This is a genomic window from Bacillus sp. 007/AIA-02/001 (assembly GCF_004634455.1).
Taxonomy (GTDB): Bacteria; Bacillota; Bacilli; order Bacillales; family Bacillaceae_G; genus Bacillus_A; species Bacillus_A cereus.
This window is the reverse complement of the sequence record NZ_SEIY01000001.1, coordinates 94,525-117,477: the sequence shown is the minus strand read 5'-3', so window position 1 is coordinate 117,477 and position 22,953 is coordinate 94,525. Positions and strand designations below refer to the sequence as shown.

The following is a 22,953-nucleotide window of genomic DNA, read 5'->3' as shown; positions in this document are numbered from 1 at the left end:
GGCCTCCCTCTCCTCTTTTCATTACCGTTTAAATCGCTTATTAATTATTTGTTGCTTTTTTTCTAAAGAAAACAAATGCTGCTATTATCATTAATACAAGACCTACTACAGTAAATAAGATTGTACCGATACCACCTGTTGAAGGTAAAATCCACCCACTCTTATTATTTTCTACAGTAAGTGTAACTGTTTTATGATCAGCATCAATCTTTACATGAATTGGCTCTCTTAATTGTTGATAACTACCTGTTGTACCATCTTCTTTTTCATAAGTTGGAGCTTTCGTTTCCACAACTTGATACTCACCGTAAGGTAGCTTATTCCATGTAATTACACCATTTTTATCAGATGTACCTACTACTTTCTTTCCATCGATTTCTACTGGATTTCCTTTTGTATCTTGCAGCGCAAATTCTGCACCTTCTAATTTCTTACCATCCTTCCCATCAACTTTCGTTAATGTAATACCACCAGTCGTTGGAGTAACGATAACTGGTTTTGTTGCCTTCTCACCTGTTACATCATCTTTGTTTTTAAATGTAATTGTTGCCGTATTCGGAATCTCTACTCCTGTTTCTACGCCATCTCTAATTTGTGCTTTAATTTGCAAATGAAACTCTTTTTTGTTATCTAATTTAGAGAAATCTTTTACAGTAGCCGTTACTTTTTGACCGTCTACAACTACTTCTACAACACTTGCATCTACTACTTTACCATCAATTTTTACAACTGGTTGATCTTGAATTTCTAATCGACTATCTAATACATCTGTTACGACATAATGTTTATAATCCTTAATATCTTCTGGAATTAGTGTTTTAATATCATAGTTATAATCCGTCTTCGTATTAATTGGTAAATTGTTTAAATCTCCATTAATCTTCTTATCAATTGTTGGTTCTTCATAGTTTTTCACATCAACTTTAACTACTTCACCAGAAGTAACTGTACCATCTTTATTAATTACACCAGATTCTTTAATGAAGAATTCATATTTTTTCGGATCCAACACATAACCATCTAGCGCTTTCGTTTCTAAAAAGTAATACTTCCCGTACGATAAGTTACCGACACGAATTTTACCATTTCCATCTGTCTCCAAACCTTTTTCTAACTCTGTTCCATCTTCTTTATATAAAGAGAATTGAACACCCTTTAACGCTTTATTTTCCACACCAATTTTTGTTAATTCTACTGCACCACGTTTCGTTTCATTTTTCGGATAAATTTTAACATCATATGTTAATACTTTCCCATCTTCACTTGTCATCGGGATATCAACTTTGTATGTTTTTGTGTCTATATTTACATGTGGTGGTCCAGAAATTTCTTTCACTTCGTAACGACCTAGTGGTAAATCGCCAAAAAATGCAATCCCATCCGCATTCGTTTCAACTTCAATTGGAACTCCATTTACTGGTTTGATGTCTTCTTTAACAATTTCCCCATCGTTTGAAATTGTTCCAAATGATTCAACTTGTTTAATTTGATACACAACTCCTGCTAAAGGCTTCGCATCTTTAGGAATTTCTACTCCTTTAGAGCTACTTTCTTTTAAAGCTGGATTATTAAGCGGCTCTTGTTCAAATTTATGGATTGTTAACGTGCCTTTTTTTTCACTTTTCGATTCCGCTTTTATTAACATACTTGGCAATGAAGCAAATGCTAGCAAAAAGATTAAAAACATACTTAAAAATTTTTTCATTTCTCGTTCTCCTCTTCTACCAATTTAATATTCTAGTAATTACTATTTCTCTTATGGAAAAACAAAAATACAACTACAATCATTAAAAAAGTACCAATTAAATAAAATACATTTGTTCCAGCACCGCCTGTGTTTGGAATTTCCCACTCGCTTTTTTTGTTTTCTACTTTTAACGTTTGTGTAGGTGTCGCTGCCGTTACCTCGACCTCAATTGGATCACGGAGCAACATATATCCATTCGGCGCTTTCACTTCTTTAATCGTATATTTTCCAAACGGTAGTTTCTCTAAGCTAGCCTTGCCATTTTCATCTGTAATTAACTTTCCAACTTCTTTTCCTTCTTGGTTAAAAACTTGAAATTCCGCATGTTGCAACTTAATATTTTCATCAGCTGCATCTACCTTTTCAATTTCGATCTTACCTATAGATGGCGGAATAACAACTACTTTATTCGAACTAATTGGCGTATTATCAAATATGAGCTCTGCTATATTTGGCACGCCGCCATTTGCAATATATTTCGCTAACACCTCTACTGGTGTACCTTCTGCTATCTTGCTTTTAATATGCATCGTGTACTTTAAACCAGCTAAATACGCATATGAACCATCTTTCTTCTCTAACTCAATTGTCACTTTCTTTGTTTGCTTATCAATGTTCGGTGTTACTTTTACAACTTCACCTTTTTCATTCATAAGCTTCACATCTAAAATATCTAGAATATCCTCTAAGTCATCTTGTAAGGTAACCTTCTCTAAATTTGCTGTATCATTACCAAATTGATATGCTACATTCCAAGTAAGCTCTTCATTTCTCTCTTGCAATGTACCCTTTTCCACTTCTTTCTCATTTTGAGTAGAAACGGTTTTTGTTACTTTCGGTTTTTCCTTCGGAGGAACCACATACACTTCGTTAGATTTCACTGACTTATTATTTAGTACTAACTCTGCTGTATTTGGGATTCCACCTTTTACTATATAACGTGCTAATTCTGATTGATTTACACCATCAGCAATTTTAGATGTAATTTGCACCGTATATACTTCACCTGTTAAATACACATAACTTCCTTCTTGCTTCGGTACTTCAATCATTACCTGTTTCTTAGCAGTATCAATTTTTGGTTTTATATTTACGACTTCACCTTTTTTATTGATGACCTTCACATCTAATATGTCTAAAACATCTTCTAAATCATCTTGTAATACGATAGAATCGTATCCACTTGGTGAACTTCCAAATTCATACTGCACATTCCAAACAAACTTCTCTTTTACATTGGATAATGTAGCCTTTTCCACGTTCTTTTCATCATCATCCGATACAGTCTTGCGTAATTTCGGTTCTTCAATTGGTGGCTTCACAATGACTTTATTAGAAACAACTGGATTGTTATCTATAATGAGCTTTGCCGTATTCGGAACGCCACCTTTATCTAGGTACCCTTTGATCACATCGATATTTGTACCAATCTTTATCTTCGCTTTAATCGTTAATCGATATTGTCCACCAGCTAAATACGCGTACGAATCATTTTGCTTTGGCAACTTATACGTTACAATTGACTTTTCTTTATCTATAACTGGCGCTATATTTACAACTTCGCCTTTTTCATTTACTAATTTCGTCTCTAAAACTTCTAAAATATCTTCCAAATCATCTTGTATAACGATTTCTTGTTTTGACTCCATATCAAATCCAAAGTTGTAATTGACATCATATACAAATTCTTCATGCAATGAATTTAACAATGCCTCATCGACCAGTTTTTGATCTGAATCAGAAACTTTTTTCGTTACCGCCGTATTACACTTAGTAGCATTTTCATTCGGAAGTGCCTTGACGGCTTGAATATCAAACTTTTGATCAAAGAACATAAAATATCCATCCGCAACATTAAATTCTTTCGATTGCGGTGTTTTTTCCTTCACCTTATAAGTGACTTTATAAGTTCCTTCTGGCTGTCCGTCTAAATCCCAAATGATCTGATTCCCTTGTATAACAGGCTTTGTATTAACACCATTTGGACCAGACCCTTGCACACCTGTTACGAGCAAATCATTATTAATATTTAAAATCAACTTATCTTTTTCTTTTTTTGTCACTTTTGTAACGGTTTCAATTAAATTTTTTGTAAACTCTTCAATATCATTTGCCAGTACAAACCATTCCGGTTTTGTTGCCATCTTTTTTAACTCTTGCCTTGCATATGGACCTACTTCTTTATCGTACTTAGTATAATATTGGTCAGATGCTGCTAGTATACTTTTATCTTCCCAAAAAGCTGTAACAAGTTTATATCCCGCGTTTTTTATATTTTGAGCCTCTGTAGTTACTTCCTTCAAAGCACCTACATAATCTTGCCCATATTCATTCGACCTATAACCTGTGCCCTGATCCGTTAGTTGATTTGTTAATTTGTAAATATAGCCATCCTTTCGAATGTTAGCAACACCATCTGTAACAAGCAGAAAAACTGTTTCTCGGTCTGGATCATTTTGTCCCTTCGCTTTCTCATACTCAGCTAACGCAAACTGAAGACCACTGGCAGTTGGTGTACCGCTATCTGGAGTTATTTTATTGATGCCATTCTTTGCTGAGGTAAAGTTATTAGTTAATCCTGCTTGCAAGGTTGTTTTAATCCCATTACCTCTACTTTCAAGTACACGACCGTCACTAGCTTTATATCCCTTATAATCTTGATAACTCGTTACCATAATCCGATCCGTCGCAGGATTTAGTTCATCTACGATATTGCTCAATGCTTTTTTCACATTTGGCATTGTGCCTTTGAAACTTCCACTTGCATCTTGCACAATAACAAAATCAACTTTCTTTTGTTTTGGTGCTGGCCACTTAAAACTTAGCTCCCCTTCATGCTCCCTTAAACACATATTCCCTGTCGATTTAGTTGTTACCTTATGCTGCACCGCTTCCACCGTATTAGCAGCAACCGCTATTATCCCTGGGCTAATCACTTGAAATACGAGTAGAAGCAACATAAATAATGTGACGTTCTTCTTCATCGTTCCATCCTCTCACTTAACATAAATTTATCTCGCCTCATTTCCCCCTTTTTCGCTAAATTACTTTTACGCTCAAAGTATAAATTGGGATACTGAACAAAAACTGAACAAAAAATCAAAAAATAGAAATATTTAAATAATTTATCGTATATAACAATTAATAAGAATCATTTATAATAGTAATTACAAATAATTACCATGTAATATTTATGGTTATTTATGGAGGAATGAAAAATGTCCTATTTTGTCTAAATATTTATTGGTGATATGACTTGAGTTAAATCATTAAACAAGATTGTAAGAAAGAGGTAATGAACTATGAGGGCAATTATTGTTGATGATGAACCATTAATACTCCAAAGACTTGAAAAGATGTTAAAAGAACTTCAAATTTTTAAAGATATCGTTTGCTTTGATGATTGTGAATCTCTTAGTTTTTATAGTAAAGATCATACAATTGATGTCGCATTTCTTGATATTGAGATACCTGAAAAAAATGGCGTTATGTTAGCCCGCGAACTACAATCAAAACATAAAAATATAAAAATAGTTTTCATTACAGGACACGACCGTTATGCGGTTGAAGCATTTGAAATTTATGCATTGGATTACATTATGAAACCTATTACGAGGGAAAGATTGCATAACACTATTCAACGTCTTATGCAAAGCATGACGATTGAAACAACTAATTCCTCTACAATAGAAACTTCGATACTCAATTGCCTTGGTGAGTTATATTATGTAGATCATGAAAAAGACAAAAAAATCCCCCTAGAAAAATGGCGCACAAAAAAAGCGAAAGAACTATTTTTATTTTTAGTTCATAATCGAAATAAAGTTATTAATAGAGATACTTTAATTGAATTACTCTGGTCAAATACGGATTTAGAACAAGCAAGAGTAAATCTACATTCAGCCATATATCAAATTCGAAGAACCATCCATGCTTACGAAATGAATGTAAACATTACTCGAGTGAATGACGGATATAAACTCGATTTACAAAACATTTTGATTGATGTTGATCTATTCGAACAAGCAGCAGCCGCTCTTCCAAAAGAAATATGTAGCGATACATTAGATAAATACATTGCATGCCTCTCTTTATATACTGGAGATTACCTTATTGATATGGACTATTGGTGGAGCGAAGGAGAAAGAACAAGATTACAAAACTTATATTTTCAACACGCCTTTTCCCTTATTCGTTTTTATATAGAAGGCGCGAGTTACACTGAAGCAATTGATATTTGCATGCGTATGCAATCTATGAATCCATTTGAAGAAAATACGTATCACCATTTAATTTCCTTATACGCTAAAACAGGGAATAAAACAGCTAAACAAAATCAAGAAAAAATGCTACACAAATTATTAAGCGACAGCGAACTTACTATGATATAAAGAATCTCTCAATATAGATTCTTCATTTTTGCCATTCTCAGCTATCCTATGCTACATTTATTCCGGCATATAAATATTGAATAATAAGGCGGAGATAAAATGAATATACCTAAAATCGGAATGATTGGACTTGGAAGTATTGCGCAAAAGGCCTATCTTCCAACACTTACAAAAGAAACTGATTGGAATTTTGTAGGGGCGTTTACACCTAATGCAGAGAAAAGAAAACAAGTTTGCCAGCAATACCGAATTCAAGACTTTCATTCTATTGAAATGTTAGCTTCGGAATGCGATGCAATCTTCGTTCATAGTTCAACTGCATCGCATTATGAAATCGTTTCTGAACTTCTAAAAAAAGGGATCGACGTTTATGTTGATAAACCGCTAGCAGCTACAGTGGAACAAGCTGAGCAACTAGTCGAGTTGAGCGAGAAGTATAACCGAAAATTAATGGTCGGATTTAATCGCAGATTCGTTCCTATGTATGTCGCTGCCAAAGAACAGGCTAATGATATTTCATGGATTCGAATTGAAAAGCATCGTACAAATAAAGTCGGGCCATATACGTACGACTTCACTATGTTAGATGATTATTTACACATTGTAGATACCGCTCGCTGGTTAGCTAATGATGACCTTAACGCCGTTCACAATATGATGCAAATCAATGAAAAGAATGAACTTCTTTACGGACATCATACATATACAACTCCAAGTGGACTGTTACTTTCTACTGCAATGCATCGCCATGCCGGTACTAATTTAGAACAAATTGAACTTGTAACGCCAGGGAAAATCATTCGCGTAAAAAATATGAATACATTTGAAATTGAACAGGAAAACTCAGTTTCACAAAGTGGTTCCCCATCATGGGATACGACGTTAAAACAACGTGGTTTTGAAGATGCTGTTCATCATTTTATTGAGTGTGTACAAGGCGATACAAAGCCCGTTGTAGATGGATTAGAAGGATTAAAAACACAGCAAATGCTACAATCTTTACTAGATGATGTAAACAAAAATTAAAACGGATACATTTTTCAGAATTTACTTTCATTCCCATTCCCTCTTTATTTCTCTCGTAAATTTCTATAGAATATGTTGATAGGAATTATAAATTTCATAATGAATCGTGGAAAGGATGGGATTAACACATGTGGAACGAGTTTAAAAAATTCGCTTTCAAAGGGAATGTCGTTGATTTAGCTGTCGGGGTTGTAATCGGTGCTGCATTCGGTAAAATCGTTAGTTCTTTAGTAAAAGATATCATCACACCATTACTTGGTATGGTATTAGGTGGCGTTGACTTTACAGATTTACACTTTGGATACGGTAAATCTGCTGTTATGTATGGTAACTTCATCCAAACAATTTTTGACTTCTTAATTATCGCAGCTTCTATCTTTATGTTTGTTAAAGTTTTCAACAAACTAACATCTAAAAAAGAAGAAGAAGAAAAAGAGGAAGAAATTCCAGAACCAACAAAAGAAGAAGTTCTTCTTGGCGAAATTCGCGACTTACTAAAACAGCAAAACTCTTCTAAAGATAGAGCATAATTGAACGGATAAAAAGGCATGTCCCTCGGGACATGCCTTTTCTATATGCTATAACGTTTCCGAATTCATATGAATAAATAAAATAATACCAGCAACCATAAGTACCATAATGCTACCTGCAAATAGTGTAATACCAATAAACATTAAACTTGTGCTCATATCTACTGATACACTTTCAATAAAAATAGAAATTACATACGTGATAAGGGCAATTCCTGCAAGAATACTTCCTGGAACAAATCGCTTTAAACCATTTTGTTTTAACGTCATATATGCAAAAATAGCAGTCATACAAAGCGTAATTATCCAAAGAACGATCATCTCTTTTCCCCCCTCACAAGCCTTTTCTTTCTATTATACATGACATTGCCCTATAATAGTTAAATTTGCACTTATGTGACATATAACAAGGAATAGCCCCATCTATAGCGAAGGCATTATGAAGAGAATCACGATACACTTTTTGAAGAAAGTATTATTCTTGTTAAAGCAAACAATTTAGAAGATGCTCACGAACTTGGTAAAAAAATTGCTATGCAATCTGAAGATACGTACGATAATGTGTACGGTGAGCAAATAACGTGGAAGTTCCGAAAAGTGTTGCATGTGTTTGAATTAGACGATACACCATTTGAAACCGGAAAAGAACTGTACGCAAGATTTTTACACATTAAGAAAGACGAAATGGTAAATGCAGTCGTACAAAAATACTATCCTGAATCCGAATAAAAGCTCACAGCAATCGCTGTGAGCTTTTTTATACTTACTTCGTTGAATCTCTAAATTGGATACGGTGAGGTAAGATAACAGTGTGATCTTCCACTTTTTCTTTGTTCATATACTTTGTTAATAGACGCATTGCTACTGCACCGATATCATACATCGGTTGAACAACTGTTGAAAGCTGCGGACGAACCATTAATGCAAGACGTGTATTATCGAAACCAAGTACTTCTACGTCAGTTGGTACGTTTAATCCAGCGTCTTGTGCTGCATGGATTACACCTAGTGCCATTTCATCAGAAGACACGAAGATTGCTGTTGGCTTTTCATCATTGCTCCAAAGCTTTTCGAATGCTTCGATACCTGAGTCATATGTGTAATCTCCATCGATTACAAGATTTTCATCATATGAAATACCAGCTTCTTCTAAAGCTTTTTTATAACCTTGTAACTTCTTCGCACTTCCCGCTTTATCAATGAAAGGACCAGAGACGAAACCGATACGTTTATGTCCTTGCTCGATAAAGTGCTTCATTGCATCATAAGCTGCTTGTGTATAATCAATATTTACTGATGGCGTTTCATTTTGCTCATCAAATGACGCTGCTAATACAATTGGTACTGGAGATTTTTTAAATTCTTCAATGTGAATGTCTGTAATATCTTCACCCATGAAAACAATTCCGTCCACTTGTTTTCCAAGCATCGTATTTAATAAATGGAACTCTTTCTCTTTGTTTTGATCAGAGTTACTTAAAATGATGTTATATTTGTACATTGTTGCGATATCTTCAATTCCACGTGCAAGTTCTGCATAAAACGTATTTGAGATATCAGGAATAATAACACCTACTGTAGTTGTCTTCTTACTTGCTAGTCCACGTGCTACCGCATTCGGGCGGTATCCTAAACGATCAATTGCTTCTAATACTTTCTTTCTTGTTGTAGGCTTTACATTTGGGTTACCGTTCACAACACGAGATACGGTAGCCATTGAAACGTTTGCTTCGCGCGCTACATCATAGATTGTTACGTTCATCTCATCGCACACTCCTTCTATTTTTGTTATCTATTTTTATGTATCGGTTACTTGAATGAAAAAAAGACATCAACTCTATTTGCAGATGCCACCAATCGTCCCGAGTTCTTCCTTTTACTAATGATACGATAAAAACGCAGGCTCATACAATATTTTCCCGCAAAAGTTTCGAAAAAATTCGCTTCTTTTCTCGTATTTTCGTATTTTTTATGAAAAAAGGGCATTTTTTGTAAAAAAATAGATGTTTCCTAAGTAGAAATCTTATTTTAAGCAGTACGATAGTAAATGAAATTTATATCGGCGATTTTTCGAATATATCGACTGTAACTCGAAATATATCAGCGATTTTCCAAATATATCGACCGCAACTCTAATTATATCAGCGATTTTTTAAATATATCAACTTACCAACAAAAATCGACAATGACAGTCGCTATACAATAAGAGAAAGCTGTTCCAAAATGCCTTTTTGGAACAGCCCATTAAAAGTTTTTATAATTTACTTCCAAATGATTTTAATTCATTCATAAAATCATTGAACTGCGGTATATTCATTTGTTGCGCTGCATCAGATAAAGCTACAGCTGGATCTGGATGTACTTCAGCCATAATTGCGTCTGCACCAATTGCCATCGCTGCTTTTGCAGTTGGTAAGAGAAGGTCACGTCGCCCTGTAGAATGCGTTACATCGACAACGACAGGTAAATGTGTTTCTTTCTTTAAAATCGGCACAGCGGAAATATCAAGCGTATTACGCGTCGCTCTTTCATACGTGCGAATACCTCGTTCACATAAAATAATGTTCCCATTTCCCTTTGCCATAATATATTCTGCCGCATTAATGAATTCTTCAATCGTTGCTGATAGACCACGTTTTAATAATACTGGTTTATTTACAGCACCAGCTGCCCTTAGCAAATCAAAGTTTTGCATATTGCGAGCACCAATTTGAATAACATCAACGTAATCTAATGACATCTCAATATCATTCGGATTTAAAATTTCACTAATAACAGCCAAATCATATTCATCTGCTACCTGGCGCAAAATTTGTAATCCCTCTAATCCAAGACCTTGAAAATCATACGGTGAAGTACGTGGTTTGAACGCACCACCACGCATTAATTTCAGACCTTGCTCTTTCATTGCTTCAGCAACTTGACGTACTTGTTCATAACTTTCCACTGCACACGGCCCCATAATAAAATGCTGATTTCCGTCACCAATTTTTTCACCATTAATTTCAACAATCGTATCTTCTGTTTTTTTCTTACGAGAAACAAGTAATGCTTTACGATGATCATCTTCTTGTAATTCTAAACCAGCTTGAAAAATTTGTTTGAAAATATGTTGTAAAGTCGAAGTTTCAAATGGACCATTATTATTCTCTGCAATTAAATCCAGCATATTTCTTTCACGTACAGGATCAAAACGTTTCACACCTTGTACTTCTTTTAAATTACCAACTTCTTGTACGAGACGACCTCTTTCGTTTAGTAACTCTAATATTTGTAAATTAAGTTGATCAATTTCAGAACGTAAACGACCTAATTGTTGTGATGCCATAAGAAAGCCACCTCTTTCAAATTCCTATATGTTACTTTTTTAAGATAACTTATTATAGCTGATACATATACGATTGTCACACGATATACAGCAATGAATTACTATCAAAAAACGTTGTATATTTTCATTTAAAATAAAAAAAGACAGTTTACATACTGTCTTTTTTACAAGAAGGAAACAAACGGTTTATCACTGTTTTTCTCTTTTATAATCACAGCCTCGATTTTACTCTCGGACTTGATCTGTAATTGTACTTTCGCATCTTTAGGCAATTTGTCTAACATACCTTGCGCAGCTAATTGGGTAAGAGCCATTAATTCTGTTTTACCGTTATATTTAATAACAATATTCATATTTAATGTATCCATTTGATCTTTCTTATAAGAAACTTTAGCGTTGACTGGAATAAAATCTCCATTAGAAAAACCTTTTATTTCCTTAGCAAAGTTATTTATTTTTGTATTATCTTCTCCATGTGCTTGTGTAAATTCATCAGAAGGATATGAATACGACTTTTCATCAATTGTACTCCAATTTCCAAGGTTCGTATCATTCTTTTGAACAGTAGCACTAGCAATATACGTACCATTTTTTAAAGAACTAGTACTTTCTTGCTTAAAGATAGCAAACGTAATTGGAGATTTGTTATACTTATCATTTTTGTTAATAGCTTCAATAAGTTGTTTAGCAACTTCAGTCCCTTTAGACATAGCCTCTTCATTCGATACACTTGAAGACATAGCTAAGCCAATCATAACACCAGATAAACTTAATTCATTTGAATTCTGTTTTCCGAAATAGTCTTGTTCTATAATATTCGTCAAAACTGGCGCTTCTACTTTCGCAACTAGTTCATCAATTAGTTTCTCTGGAATATACTGGTTTAATTGCAGTACGTGACTCTCTGTATCAAATTGCTGCGTTGCAATATTTATTAAACCATTTTCATACTCTGCTAAATCTAATTTAGAATTTGTTTTTATATTAGCTGTATTAATAACCTTTTGTTCTTTTAAAGGAATAACAGTTCTATAATAATCTTTAGAAACAGCAGTTCTCGGAATCATACTTTTTTCTTTTGTATCTTTTTGTATAACTTCATCCTTCTTACTAATCGTATTACTATTGTTACTACAAGCTCCTAGTAATAAACTTACGACTGCGAAGGATAATGCCATTTTCTTCATTACTTAAAACCTACTTTCAACAATCTAGTTATTTAGTTTGAACTATTAATAGTGTACCACTAAATATATTTCAACAAAAACAAAAAAAAAGAAGCAAGCACCTTTAGCTTGCTTCTTTTTACTTTATATTCTCTTCTAAAGCATCTTTTTTAATATTCCAATGAGATGTATTCCATACTACCATCCCATCTTTTATGTATAGCACTTGCGGTGATTCATGTCTAATACTGTATTGTTCTGCAACACGATTTGACACATCTCTCGCATCTTGTACGTATAAGTAATACGCTGGCACTTCTCTTTCTTCGCTGCAATACGCTTGAAATTCTGTGTATGCACCGTGACTAATCGGGCATGTCGTACTATGTTTAAAAAGAACATACGGCTCGTTCTTTTCTACTAAGACTTCAAGCTCTTCAATTGTTTCAAGTTTTGTCATATTCATCACGATTCACCTCTCATACGAAATCTAGAGCGCTTCTCTTTCTTTTCAGCTTTCTTTTCAGCTTTTTTCTCAATTCTTTCTAATTTACGCTCTTCTTTTTCAACCTTCTTCTCTTGTCTCGACGCACGGTAATGATTGTATACTTCAATCGCCGCACTGCTCCACTGTACAACTTGCGCTACTTTATCAGCGTTATTTTCAATTTCGTCCGTTACAGAGTCCGATACATTACGAAGCTTCGTATTTAAAGATTGGATTGTCGTTCCAATCCCATCTACACCCGCTACCACTTTATTTAATGACTGTGACTTCTGTTGAATATCATCAGCTAACGCATTCGTTTTATGTAATAATTGCTCTGTCTCTACGCTAATTCCTTGCATTTGCTTTTCTAAACCTTCTAACGTACTTGCAACGTTTTCCAACGTCTTCTGAACCGATAACAACGTTCTGCATACATACACTACTAATACTGCAAAAGCAACCGCGATAATAGCCGCACTTACATATAAAAGAACTTGCATTTCATCACTTCCTTTATCTTTTTCATACTTTCCCCTATTATACAATCATTTTCCGTTTCATTCTAATCCCTATCTCATCATTAGAATTTTCATACTTATTCGTTAACTGTAACATAAATCATTCAACAAATTCCACTAAGTAGGTTACAATAGGAGAGGATACATAATTAGTAGGGAGGCTTTACATATGAAAGATCCACGTATTGAAAAGTTAGCATACAATTTAATTAACTACTCTATCCGCTTACAAAAAGGTGAAAAAGTATTAATTGAAAACTTTGGCTTACAAAAAGAACTTGTAACTGCACTTGTAAAAGAAGCATATGCAGCTGGTGGTTTCCCATTCGTCTCTTTAAAAGATCATCAAGTAGATCGCTCTTTATTAATGGGTGCTACTGAAGAACATTTCGAACAAATCGCTGCATATGAAGCAAGCGTAATGAAAGACATGGACGCTTATATCGGCCTTCGCTCTGGTGATAATATTAATGAACAAGCTGACGTTCCAAGTGAGCGTATGAAAGTTCATGGCCAAACAGTTGGTAAAAAAGTTCATAGAGACATTCGCGTTCCAAAAACACGCTGGGTTGTTCTTCGCTACCCAAATGCTTCTATGGCACAGCTTGCTAAAATGAGTACAGAAGCTTTCGAAGACTTCTACTTCGAAGTATGTAACTTAGACTACGGTAAAATGGATAAGGCAATGGATAGCCTTGTTACATTAATGAATAAAACAGATAAAGTTCGTTTAACTGGTCCTGGAACTGACTTAACATTCTCTATTAAAGACATTCCAGCAATTAAATGCTCAGGTCATTTAAACATTCCAGACGGTGAAGTATACTCTGCACCAGTTCGTGATTCTGTTAACGGTACAGTTTCTTACAACACACCATCTCCTTACAACGGTTATACATTTGAAAATGTACAACTTAAGTTTGAGAACGGTCAAATCGTTGAAGCAACTGCAAACGATACAGAGCGCATTAACAAAATCTTCGATACAGACGAAGGCGCACGCTACGTTGGTGAGTTCGCAATTGGCGTAAACCCATACATCTTACATCCAATGGGAGACATCCTATTCGATGAAAAAATCGATGGCAGCTTCCACTTCACTCCTGGACAAGCTTACGACGATGCATGGAACGGCAACAACTCGAACATCCACTGGGATTTAGTATGCATCCAACGCCCTGAATACGGCGGCGGCGAAATTTACTTCGACGACGTACTAATCCGTAAAGACGGACGCTTCGTTGTACCTGAACTAGAAGCTTTAAACCCAGAGAACTTAAAATAATAATAAAAACGCTCGGAATTTTCGCCGAGCGTTTTTATTTCTTTCCTACCATTTCTATTTTCACATGTGGATTTTCTTTCTCTATAAGCCCCAAGAATTCATCCATATTTTGCGGCATCGCAACCATATGTACTTTATATGCATTCGTCGTAATTTCAAGAGACTTTCCGACCTGACGTATAATTCTCACATCTTTTAATACAATATCATCATTTAAAATACCGTACTTTAATACGCCATTTTCTACTTTATGTTTTTTAATAAATACTTCCCAAACGAGTGGTACATTTACAATGAAGCATAAACCCATCCCAATCAACGCTGACATCCAATGCGCTTTATTGGTGAAAAGCATGACAATTGGATATATAAACATAAACGCTAACGTAAGACAAACGAAAATGACTACTGACTTACTTCTTTGAATTGGAAAGTTCATACCTACACCCCCTAACCCAAATTATACCACTATTTCCATTTTGCTTCATAGAAAAAGGCCATTTCTAAATGACCTTTTACAAAATGTACCTATAAAATTTCTTATCTACCTGTAGCACCGGAAAGTTTTTCGGCAACTCGTCTATACTCACACTTTCAAAACCATTCTTTTCATAAAAACGATGTGCCGCTAAAAATTTTACTGTTGTTCCTAAGTAAATATCGTTCAATTTTTTATCCTCAGCCCATGAAATTGCTGTTTGAAGCAACATATGTGACGCGCTCCATTCTTTTCCGCGAAACTCTTTCTTCACGAACATTTTTCTTAGCGCTACTTGAAGATTCTCAATATCTAATAAAGCTACTGTTCCAACTACTTTCCCATCATAAATTGCTACCCAAAAGTTTCCGTGATCCTTTTGATAGAATGTTTCTATTTCAAGTAAATCAGGTTGCTCTTCTTTCGTAATGGGAACATTATATTCTTTTTGCTGAATATGAACGATAAGATCTACTACTTCCTCTTGAAACGTACTTTCATATGGAACAATACGAATCTTCTCGTTCATCGAATCTCTTTCCATTCTGAAGCTAGTAAACTATATACAGCGATATCATGAAAATGATCATATAGCCATTCTTCATCTCGTAAAATACCATCTAACTTAAATCCTAAACGTTCTGGAATTGCGCGGCTCTTCGCATTTCCAACACCGCACCGAATTTCAATTTTATTCAACTTTAAATTTTCAAATGCATAGTGAAGTACAGCCTTTACGCTACGCGTCATAATACCTTTCCCGCCAGCATCTTCTGCAAGATAATACCCAAGACTCGTCGCTTTCTTCCCCCAGCTCACTGGATGAATGCCTACCATCCCAACGAGCTTTCCTTTGTAACGGATACCACTTTCAAAACCGTCTCCCTCTGCAAACTTCTTTAACCACATCGGAAAAATCTCATCATAAGCATCAGCAGATTTCGTCCCATCTACCCAAGGGAGCCATTTTCGTAAATGATTACGGTTTTGATCTATTAATTGATATAGTTCCTCCTTATGATGCTTCTCTAATAACTGTAATTCGATTTCATCGTCTACTCGAAGTGTGAACATGTTTTTTGGTCCCCTTTTTTTTTCTTATTATTCTAACATTTATAACTAAAGAAATACACGCTAATATATCGACTTATCGACTAACCTCAAGAATCATATATGCCAACATAGCACACAAAAAAGACGCATAGCCAAGCTATGCGTCTTTCCTATTACTTCTCTGCAACTTGAACTTCTTTTACGTAAGCTGCTTCGAATTTTTGGATGTCTCCTGCGCCCATGAAAATTAGAACGCCGTTTTTATGTTTCTTTAATACATCCGTTGTTGTATCTGTAATTAGTTCTGCACCGTCAATACGCTTTTGCAGATCTTCGATTGTTAATTCACCTTTGTTTTCGCGTGCTGATCCGAAAATATCACATAAGTATACTTGATCAGCTTTGCTTAGGCTTTCTGCGAACTCATCTAAGAACTTTTCTGTACGTGAGAATGTGTGTGGCTGGAATACAGCGACAATTTCACGCTCTGGATGTTTTTGACGAGCAGCTTCAATCGTTGCATTAATCTCTGTCGGATGGTGTGCGTAGTCATCGATGATTACTTGCTCTCCCATCGGCTTTTCATTAAAGCGACGTTTTACGCCTTCAAAAGTTGTTAATTGATGTTTTACTGCTTCTACATCAACATTTTCATAATGGCAAAGCGCGATTACTGCTAACGCATTTAATACGCTGTGATTGCCGTATCCTGTAATTTTGAACGTATCATAGTACGTGTTACGAACGAATACATCGAATATCGTGCCATCTGTTCTCTTTTGGATGTTGCGTGCTTGGAAATCATTATCTTCTCCAAATCCATAGAAAATAACAGGTACTTTCGCTTGAATTTTTTGAAGTTCTTCATCATCTCCACATGCAATAATGCCTTTTTTCACTTGCAATGCCATCTCTTGGAATGCACTGAATACATCATTGATGTCTGCAAAATAATCTGGATGATCAAAATCAATATTCGTCATAATTGCATAGTCTGGATTATAAGACAAGAAATGACGACGATACTCACAAGCTTCAAATACAAAATACTTACTATTTTCTACCCCATGCCCTGTTCCATCTCCAATAAGGTAAGATGTCGGGTGTGCACCTTGCATTACATGGGCTAACAAACCTGTTGTTGATGTTTTTCCGTGTGCACCAGTTACAGCAACACTTGTGTATTGGCTCATCAGGTCACCTAAGAAATGATGGTAACGATGGACTGGGATGTTTAATTCTTTTGCTGCTACGATTTCTTCATGCGTATCAGGAAATGCATTTCCTGCAATAATCACTTGTCCTTCTTCTACATTATTCTTATCAAAAGGAAGGATCGAGATACTACGCTTTTCCAACGCTGTTTGTGTAAAGAAACGCTTTTCATAATCAGACCCTTGAACAGTATGCTTCATATCATGAAGAATTTGCGCTAATGAACTCATTCCTGTTCCTTTAATTCCTACAAAATGGTAAACTGTCATCTTAAAGAACCTCCAACATTTCGAACTAATACAACGGCCTATCTATAAGACAGTATATGAATCTTTTCTTATTTTGGTAATCATCATACATTTTTGATGTAGTGAAGTTATTCTTCCCTTCACTTATCAGGATAAACTCGTACGTACTTCTTTATATATCCATAACAAGTCCATTATAGCAAAAAAGAAGCCGCTATACTATGATAACAGAAAAACTGATAGGGTCAATCACCTATCAGTTTTTCTCTCTTTTACATCTCTTCTCTTTTTTCTAATTGAACACGCTCTAAACGTGGGTTTGGACGATATTTACGACCAGCTTTTGCTTCTGGTTTCCCATTTAATTCTACATTATCACCAGTAAAGCCAATATTCATTTTTAATAAGCTACTTCCTACCCCGTATATGTCAACAGGTACGTTTTGAGCTTCAAATTCACGAATACGCTTCTCATCAAATCCACCAGTTACAACGATGTCTACATGCTGGAATCCTTCTTCATCAAGTGCTTTACGAAGTGCGAATACAAGCGATGGGTTTACACCACGTGGATCGAATGTTCCAAGTACTTCTGGGTGGCGAATGAAGTATTGATCAATCATCGTGCGGGACGTATCTACACGTACACCTTTTAATGTTGATCCAAATTCACGCGCTACGCGAAGTGCATCTGTAATGACATCATTGTTGTAATCAATTAATACAACTAATTCATCTTCTGGGAATTTCTTATGATATGCTTTTGCCGCTTCTACAACATCACCATTAAACATTTGAATTAATGCGTGAGGCATCGTCCCCATACCACTTTTGCCCCACCATTCATTCATCGCATGCGTCGCTTGTGCGCTCATACCTCCGATGTATGCTGCATAACCGTCACCAGCTTGTTGTGTATAATGATCGTCACGATCTCCCATGAAAATAACTGGTTTTTCTTTATCTACGCTACGCGCAGCTTGGACAACGTTATATACGTTTGTCGCAACCGATGTACGACGAGCTAAAATCCCATCAATGACACCTTCTAAAAATCCGAAATTTTCATAAGGACCATGAATTGTTAACACTGTTTCAAATGGACTAATTTTATCGCCATCTTTTAAAGAGTTAATCTCAAGTTCCTCAGGATTTTTAGCGAATGTTTGTAGCAACGCAATTACTTCATCCGTTCCGCAAAGAACTGCATTTTCCTTTTGGAAAAATTGCATCGTTACAACACTTTTCGGGCGAAATTCTTCGATGATTTCTCTAGTCTTTAAAAAGTAAACGGCAGAGAACCACCCTTCTCCAACACGTTCGTCAAATTTAAATGTTTTATTTGTTAGTCTATTTATTTCACCTTTTAATTTTAATTCAATTTCTTTCATGTCGCTTTACTCCCTACTTTACTATCCAACATTTTCTCTTAGTATACAGCATAACCGTTTACTATACATTTGTTTCCTGCATAGCAGCGAATTCATCCTCAGAAATAAGGACATCTCTTGGCTTCGTTCCTCTTGCTTCAGAAATAATTCCTTGCGATTGCATCTCTTCAATGAGACGTGCTGCGCGATTATAACCGATGCGGAATTTTCGCTGTACAGAAGATGTGGACGCTCCCCCTTGTTCTACAACAAATTGACATGCTTCGAAGAACAATTCGTCTTCCGACTCAGCTTGTTCTGTTTTCGCTAATAAATCCTCTTGCTTAAATAAGTAATTCGGCTTCATTTGCTTTTTCACATGATCAACTGTCTTTTCAATCTCATCATCTGATACATATACACCTTGTACACGAACAGGCTTAGATGTACCGTTCCCTAAGAATAACATATCACCACGGCCAAGTAATTTCTCCGCGCCACCAATATCGATAATCGTACGCGAATCAACTTGAGATGATACAGTAAACGCAATACGCGTTGGAATGTTTGACTTAATTAAACCTGTAATAACATCTACAGATGGACGCTGCGTCGCTACTAATAAATGAATACCACAAGCACGTGCTTTTTGCGCAATACGACAAATCGCTTCTTCAACATCACCAGGTGCTACCATCATTAAGTCGGCTAACTCGTCAATGACAATAACGATATAAGGTAATGTTTCTCCCGGAATTTCTCGCTCACTTACAATCGTATTATAACGAGTTAAATCACGAGCACCTGCGTGCGCAAACAATTCATAACGACGTTCCATTTCCTCAACTGCCCATTTTAATGCAGCTGTTGCTGCTTTTACATCCGTAATAACAGGTGCTACAAGATGTGGAACAGCATTGTATGGTGCAAGCTCAACCATCTTCGGATCAATTAACATTAACTTCACTTCATGTGGTTTCGCTTTATATAAAATACTCGTTAAAATCGCGTTAATACACACACTTTTACCTGAACCCGTTGCACCCGCAATAAGTCCGTGCGGCATTTTTCGAATATCCGTTACAATTGGATCCCCTGAAATATCAAGTCCAAGCGCAACAGTAAGCGGTGATTCACTCTTTGTGAATACAGGACTTCTTAAAATTTCGCGAAGAAATACTGGCTTACTTTCTTTATTTGGAACTTCAATTCCAATCGCACTCTTCCCTGGAATCGGTGCTTCAATACGAATATCTTTCGCAGCTAAGCTTAACTTAATATCATCACTTAAATTTGTAATTTTATTTACTTTCACACCTGGGTCTGGCTGCACCTCAAAACGAGTTACTGCTGGCCCTTGCGATACATTAATAACATGTGCTCCAACGTGAAAATTATTAAACGTTGTATCTAATAATTCTTTCTGCTCCTCTAACCATTCTGTATTATCTAACGCTGATTGCTGTGGAATCGACAACAGCGCTAATGGCGGAACAGTGTATGTCGGTGGTGTGTGCAATACATTTCGCATATCGTTCTCTCTTTGATTTACAACATATGCTTTCTCTTGTACTTCCGTACTTGAAATTGGCTTTTGTACTTGCTCTACCACTACTTGCTGTATTGGTTGTTCTTCCACTTGTGGCTCTGCTACTACTTGCTGCACTGGGTGCTCTTCCACTTGTGGTTCTGCTACTACTTGCTGCACTGGGCGTTCTTCCACTTGTGGTTCTGCTACCACCTGCTGCATTGGTTGCTCTTCCACTTGTGGTTCTGCTACCTCTTGCTGCACTGGGCGTTCTTCCACTTGTGGCTCTGCTACTACTTGCTGCATTGTTTGCTCTTCCACTTGTGGTTTTGCTACTACTTGCTGCACTGGGTGCTCTTCCACTTGTGGTTTTGCTACTACTTGCTGCACTGGGCGTTCTTCCACTTGTGGTTCTGCTACCTCTTGTTGCACTGGCTTATTCTCTACTCGTACATTAGCAGAAGGCTGCATTGCATTTGCTCTAGCTGCATGTCTTTCCATTAATCGTGTTCTATCTTGTTTCAACATAACAACATTAAATGGTACATGACGCTTTTTCTCACGTTTTGGTTCTTCTTTTTGTACAACTGGTTGTTCTTCTGCGACTGGTGTTTCCTCGGCAACTGGTTGTTCTTCTACGACTGGCGCTTCTTCTACAACTGATTGCTCTTCTACGACCGGTGCTTCTTCTACAACTTGTTGCTCTTCTGCGACTGGCGCTTCTTCTACAACTCGTTGCTCTTCTGCGACTAGTGTTTCCTCGGCAACTGGTTGTTCTTCTACGACTGGCGCTTCTTCTACAACTGATTGCTCTTCTACGACCGGTGCTTCTTCTACAACTTGTTGCTCTTCTGCGACTGGCGCTTCTTCTACAACTCGTTGCTCTTCTGCAATTAAAACATCCGCAAAGCTTTGAACATCTTTCTTCGTTTGTTCATCAGCCTCAGCAACATATATGAATTCACTCTTTTGTTCAATTGCTTCATCTTCTTGCTGAATTTCCTCAAGTGCTACAAATGTCTCTACTACAGGCGCGTTTATTTCTGCAATTACTTCAGCTTCTTCTGACTCTTCTGCTTCCGCAATTACTTCCACTTCTTCTGACTCTTCTACTTCCGCAATTACTTCAGCTTCTTCTGACTCTTCTGCTTCCGCAATTACTTCAGCTTCTTCTGACTCTTCTGCTTCCGCAATTACTTCCACTTCTTCTGACTCTTCTGCTTCCGCAATTACTTCTACTTCTTCTAGCTCTTCTGTTTCCGCAATTACTTCTACTTCTTCTAGCTCTTCTGTTTCTGTAATTACTTCTACTTCTTCTGACTCTTCCGCTTCTGCAATTACTTCCACTTCTTCTGACTCTTCTGCTTCCGCAATTACTTCAGCTTCTTCTGACTCTTCTGTTTCTGTAATTACTTCCACTTCTTCAGGTGCCTCTGTTTCCATAACTACTTCTTCAAACTCTTCCGTTTCTGCAATTACTTCTACTTTTGACACTTCTTCTAGTATTTCCACAATGATTGTTTCTTCAAGTTTTTCTTCTGCTTTGACAATCACTGATTCTTCTGGAGCTTGCTTTTCTACTTCAATAGTAGGTTGTTTTATTTCTGTATTACGTTTAATTTCTTCTGATAATATTGTATCCTCGTGCTCTACTTTAGAAGCTACTAATTCTTCTTGTAGATTGTTTTTGTTTAACACCACTACATCTTTTTCTAGCTTAGCACTTTCCATCTGCTCAGCTACTGTTTTATGAAGTAATTCATCCGCTGAAACTTCCTGCGGTGTACTCATTTCTTGAATCACTTCTTTTTCTTCTACTAAAGGCACTTGGCGTTCAATTTCATAACCGTTTTTCTCTAGCCATTGATCAACTACTGACTTTTCTTCCTTTTTATTCTCTTCATATTGTTGCTCCCCTTGCTGGTTAGCAGCTCTATGACTAGAAGAAGTTGGTGCTTGTCCTTCTGAGAAATCAGATAATGTATATCCTTTTTTCTCTAACCATGCATCAACGACTGATTTACCCTCTACAGATATTTCAAGGTCTTCTCTTTCCTTTACTTCCTCCTGCTTTTCTTCCTTTTTCTCTACTGAAGGACGATTATATCCATAAATTGGCGAAATCATTTCTGTTGGACGAAATGGTCTACGGTTACTCTCTTGCGAAGGTACAGATGCCTTTTTAACGACAGACTCCCGCACCGGTTCATATTGCACTTCCGGCTCTTCATATGTAGAAACTACCTTTTCCACATACGGTCGTCTGCTTCTTTCCACCTTTATTCCTCTTTGGGCAGTCGGTTCTTCATATGTTACTCCTTGAACAGGTTGTTCTTCGAAGCGATTTACTTCGCTTTCATCCTCTTCATCGAACCCATTATCCGGTACTAAAGGAAAACGGCATTTACCTGCATTCCTACTTGCCATTTGTGCTTCTCTTGCTTCAGTGTAGTGGTTTACACGAGGAATTTTCGGCTGACTTTCAATTTGCTTTGGTACTTCTTTATTCATCGCTGTTTGTTCTTCCTCTTTGTTAAACAGCTTTTTCATCCAATCTAACATGCTTACCACTCTTTCTAC

At 36.3% G+C, this 22,953-nt stretch carries 18 protein-coding genes and 1 pseudogene; 5 read left to right on the top strand and 14 right to left on the bottom strand.

Going from position 1 to position 22,953, the window contains the following annotated elements; all coding sequences use genetic code 11:
- Window positions 1-40: 40 nt before the first annotated feature.
- The gene (locus tag ES895_RS00655) at window positions 41-1,705 is read right to left on the bottom strand and encodes a SpaH/EbpB family LPXTG-anchored major pilin (RefSeq protein WP_069605064.1); all 1,665 of its coding nucleotides are present in this window, start codon (window positions 1,703-1,705) and stop codon (window positions 41-43) included.
- A 32-nt stretch (window positions 1,706-1,737) separates the two neighbouring features.
- Window positions 1,738-4,731, bottom strand: coding sequence for an isopeptide-forming domain-containing fimbrial protein (locus ES895_RS00650; RefSeq protein ID WP_097998288.1), 2,994 nt, complete (start codon window positions 4,729-4,731; stop codon window positions 1,738-1,740).
- Window positions 4,732-5,049: 318 nt separating this feature from the next.
- On the opposite strand from ES895_RS00650, the gene ES895_RS00645 reads away from it, so the two are divergent.
- The 3 genes from ES895_RS00645 to mscL all read left to right on the top strand — a co-directional run bounded on the left by ES895_RS00645 (window position 5,050) and on the right by mscL (window position 7,694).
- Window positions 5,050-6,138, top strand: a complete 1,089-nt coding sequence (locus tag ES895_RS00645) for a response regulator (protein ID WP_001201607.1) — start codon at window positions 5,050-5,052, stop codon at window positions 6,136-6,138.
- Window positions 6,139-6,237: 99 nt separating this feature from the next.
- Window positions 6,238-7,164, top strand: a complete 927-nt coding sequence (locus tag ES895_RS00640) for a Gfo/Idh/MocA family protein (protein ID WP_001025050.1) — start codon at window positions 6,238-6,240, stop codon at window positions 7,162-7,164.
- Between the two features lie 128 nt (window positions 7,165-7,292).
- Entirely contained in the window at window positions 7,293-7,694 is a 402-nt protein-coding gene (mscL, locus tag ES895_RS00635) for a large conductance mechanosensitive channel protein MscL (protein ID WP_000267010.1), read from the top strand.
- 48 nt (window positions 7,695-7,742) lie between these two features.
- Here mscL and ES895_RS00630 read toward each other — a convergent pair whose 3' ends face one another.
- The gene (locus tag ES895_RS00630; protein ID WP_000636589.1) at window positions 7,743-8,015 is read right to left on the bottom strand and encodes a DUF3917 domain-containing protein; all 273 of its coding nucleotides are present in this window, start codon (window positions 8,013-8,015) and stop codon (window positions 7,743-7,745) included.
- A gap of 114 nt (window positions 8,016-8,129) precedes the next feature.
- Between ES895_RS00630 and ES895_RS00625 the strand changes: the two are divergent.
- A pseudogene (locus ES895_RS00625) lies at window positions 8,130-8,423 on the top strand (DUF4288 domain-containing protein); the annotation flags it as partial.
- A gap of 34 nt (window positions 8,424-8,457) precedes the next feature.
- Here ES895_RS00625 and ccpA read toward each other — a convergent pair.
- The 5 genes from ccpA to ES895_RS00600 all read right to left on the bottom strand — a co-directional run bounded on the left by ccpA (window position 8,458) and on the right by ES895_RS00600 (window position 13,178).
- The gene (ccpA, locus tag ES895_RS00620) at window positions 8,458-9,456 is read right to left on the bottom strand and encodes a catabolite control protein A (RefSeq protein ID WP_001103297.1); all 999 of its coding nucleotides are present in this window, start codon (window positions 9,454-9,456) and stop codon (window positions 8,458-8,460) included.
- Window positions 9,457-9,948: 492 nt separating this feature from the next.
- A complete protein-coding gene (locus tag ES895_RS00615) occupies window positions 9,949-11,022 on the bottom strand; it encodes a bifunctional 3-deoxy-7-phosphoheptulonate synthase/chorismate mutase (protein WP_000168204.1) in 1,074 nt (357 codons plus the stop codon).
- Window positions 11,023-11,186: 164 nt separating this feature from the next.
- A complete protein-coding gene (locus ES895_RS00610; protein WP_000738025.1) occupies window positions 11,187-12,209 on the bottom strand; it encodes a CamS family sex pheromone protein in 1,023 nt (340 codons plus the stop codon).
- Between the two features lie 118 nt (window positions 12,210-12,327).
- Entirely contained in the window at window positions 12,328-12,654 is a 327-nt protein-coding gene (gene ytxJ / locus ES895_RS00605) for a bacillithiol system redox-active protein YtxJ (RefSeq protein ID WP_001057469.1), read from the bottom strand.
- Complete coding sequence (locus ES895_RS00600; RefSeq protein WP_205687979.1) at window positions 12,654-13,178, bottom strand: DUF948 domain-containing protein; 525 nt, start codon at window positions 13,176-13,178, stop codon at window positions 12,654-12,656. Before ES895_RS00600 ends, ytxJ begins: the two co-directional genes overlap by 1 nt.
- A 187-nt stretch (window positions 13,179-13,365) precedes the next feature.
- Here ES895_RS00600 and ES895_RS00595 point away from each other — a divergent pair, with 187 nt between their 5' ends.
- The gene (locus tag ES895_RS00595; protein ID WP_000654731.1) at window positions 13,366-14,481 is read left to right on the top strand and encodes an aminopeptidase; all 1,116 of its coding nucleotides are present in this window, start codon (window positions 13,366-13,368) and stop codon (window positions 14,479-14,481) included.
- Window positions 14,482-14,515: 34 nt separating this feature from the next.
- Here ES895_RS00595 and ES895_RS00590 read toward each other — a convergent pair whose 3' ends face one another.
- The 6 genes from ES895_RS00590 to ES895_RS00565 form a co-directional block, all read right to left on the bottom strand.
- Window positions 14,516-14,920, bottom strand: a complete 405-nt coding sequence (locus ES895_RS00590; RefSeq protein WP_001010629.1) for a PH domain-containing protein — start codon at window positions 14,918-14,920, stop codon at window positions 14,516-14,518.
- Window positions 14,921-14,996: 76 nt separating this feature from the next.
- Window positions 14,997-15,488, bottom strand: a complete 492-nt coding sequence (locus tag ES895_RS00585; protein WP_135238126.1) for a GNAT family N-acetyltransferase — start codon at window positions 15,486-15,488, stop codon at window positions 14,997-14,999.
- The gene (locus ES895_RS00580) at window positions 15,485-16,033 is read right to left on the bottom strand and encodes a GNAT family N-acetyltransferase (RefSeq protein WP_000494653.1); all 549 of its coding nucleotides are present in this window, start codon (window positions 16,031-16,033) and stop codon (window positions 15,485-15,487) included. Before ES895_RS00580 ends, ES895_RS00585 begins: the two co-directional genes overlap by 4 nt.
- A gap of 152 nt (window positions 16,034-16,185) precedes the next feature.
- The gene (murC, locus tag ES895_RS00575) at window positions 16,186-17,496 is read right to left on the bottom strand and encodes a UDP-N-acetylmuramate--L-alanine ligase (RefSeq protein ID WP_000219468.1); all 1,311 of its coding nucleotides are present in this window, start codon (window positions 17,494-17,496) and stop codon (window positions 16,186-16,188) included.
- Window positions 17,497-17,747: 251 nt separating this feature from the next.
- Window positions 17,748-18,866: a nicotinate phosphoribosyltransferase gene (locus tag ES895_RS00570; protein WP_000658370.1), complete on the bottom strand. Its 1,119-nt coding sequence runs from the start codon at window positions 18,864-18,866 to the stop codon at window positions 17,748-17,750.
- Between the two features lie 61 nt (window positions 18,867-18,927).
- Window positions 18,928-22,935 carry a DNA translocase FtsK gene (locus ES895_RS00565; RefSeq protein ID WP_135238125.1) on the bottom strand — a complete coding sequence of 1,336 codons (4,008 nt, stop codon included), beginning with the start codon at window positions 22,933-22,935 and terminating at the stop codon, window positions 18,928-18,930.
- Between the last annotated feature and the right edge of the window lie 18 nt (window positions 22,936-22,953).

What these genes read in the sequence shown, in the direction of transcription:
- ES895_RS00645 (WP_001201607.1), top strand. Translation starts at nt 5,050, where the DNA reads ATGAGGGCAATTATTGTTGATGATGAACCATTAATACTCCAAAGACTT.
- ES895_RS00640 (WP_001025050.1), top strand. Translation starts at nt 6,238, where the DNA reads ATGAATATACCTAAAATCGGAATGATTGGACTTGGAAGTATTGCGCAA.
- ccpA (WP_001103297.1), bottom strand. Translation starts at nt 9,456, where the DNA reads ATGAACGTAACAATCTATGATGTAGCGCGCGAAGCAAACGTTTCAATG.
- ES895_RS00655 (WP_069605064.1), bottom strand. Translation starts at nt 1,705, where the DNA reads ATGAAAAAATTTTTAAGTATGTTTTTAATCTTTTTGCTAGCATTTGCT.
- ES895_RS00580 (WP_000494653.1), bottom strand. Translation starts at nt 16,033, where the DNA reads ATGTTCACACTTCGAGTAGACGATGAAATCGAATTACAGTTATTAGAG.
- ES895_RS00610 (WP_000738025.1), bottom strand. Translation starts at nt 12,209, where the DNA reads ATGAAGAAAATGGCATTATCCTTCGCAGTCGTAAGTTTATTACTAGGA.
- ES895_RS00595 (WP_000654731.1), top strand. Translation starts at nt 13,366, where the DNA reads ATGAAAGATCCACGTATTGAAAAGTTAGCATACAATTTAATTAACTAC.
- ES895_RS00615 (WP_000168204.1), bottom strand. Translation starts at nt 11,022, where the DNA reads ATGGCATCACAACAATTAGGTCGTTTACGTTCTGAAATTGATCAACTT.
- ES895_RS00565 (WP_135238125.1), bottom strand. Translation starts at nt 22,935, where the DNA reads ATGTTAGATTGGATGAAAAAGCTGTTTAACAAAGAGGAAGAACAAACA.
- ES895_RS00585 (WP_135238126.1), bottom strand. Translation starts at nt 15,488, where the DNA reads ATGAACGAGAAGATTCGTATTGTTCCATATGAAAGTACGTTTCAAGAG.
- ES895_RS00630 (WP_000636589.1), bottom strand. Translation starts at nt 8,015, where the DNA reads ATGATCGTTCTTTGGATAATTACGCTTTGTATGACTGCTATTTTTGCA.
- murC (WP_000219468.1), bottom strand. Translation starts at nt 17,496, where the DNA reads ATGACAGTTTACCATTTTGTAGGAATTAAAGGAACAGGAATGAGTTCA.
- ES895_RS00600 (WP_205687979.1), bottom strand. Translation starts at nt 13,178, where the DNA reads ATGCAAGTTCTTTTATATGTAAGTGCGGCTATTATCGCGGTTGCTTTT.
- ES895_RS00650 (WP_097998288.1), bottom strand. Translation starts at nt 4,731, where the DNA reads ATGAAGAAGAACGTCACATTATTTATGTTGCTTCTACTCGTATTTCAA.
- ES895_RS00570 (WP_000658370.1), bottom strand. Translation starts at nt 18,866, where the DNA reads ATGAAAGAAATTGAATTAAAATTAAAAGGTGAAATAAATAGACTAACA.
- ES895_RS00590 (WP_001010629.1), bottom strand. Translation starts at nt 14,920, where the DNA reads ATGAACTTTCCAATTCAAAGAAGTAAGTCAGTAGTCATTTTCGTTTGT.
- mscL (WP_000267010.1), top strand. Translation starts at nt 7,293, where the DNA reads ATGTGGAACGAGTTTAAAAAATTCGCTTTCAAAGGGAATGTCGTTGAT.
- ytxJ (WP_001057469.1), bottom strand. Translation starts at nt 12,654, where the DNA reads ATGAATATGACAAAACTTGAAACAATTGAAGAGCTTGAAGTCTTAGTA.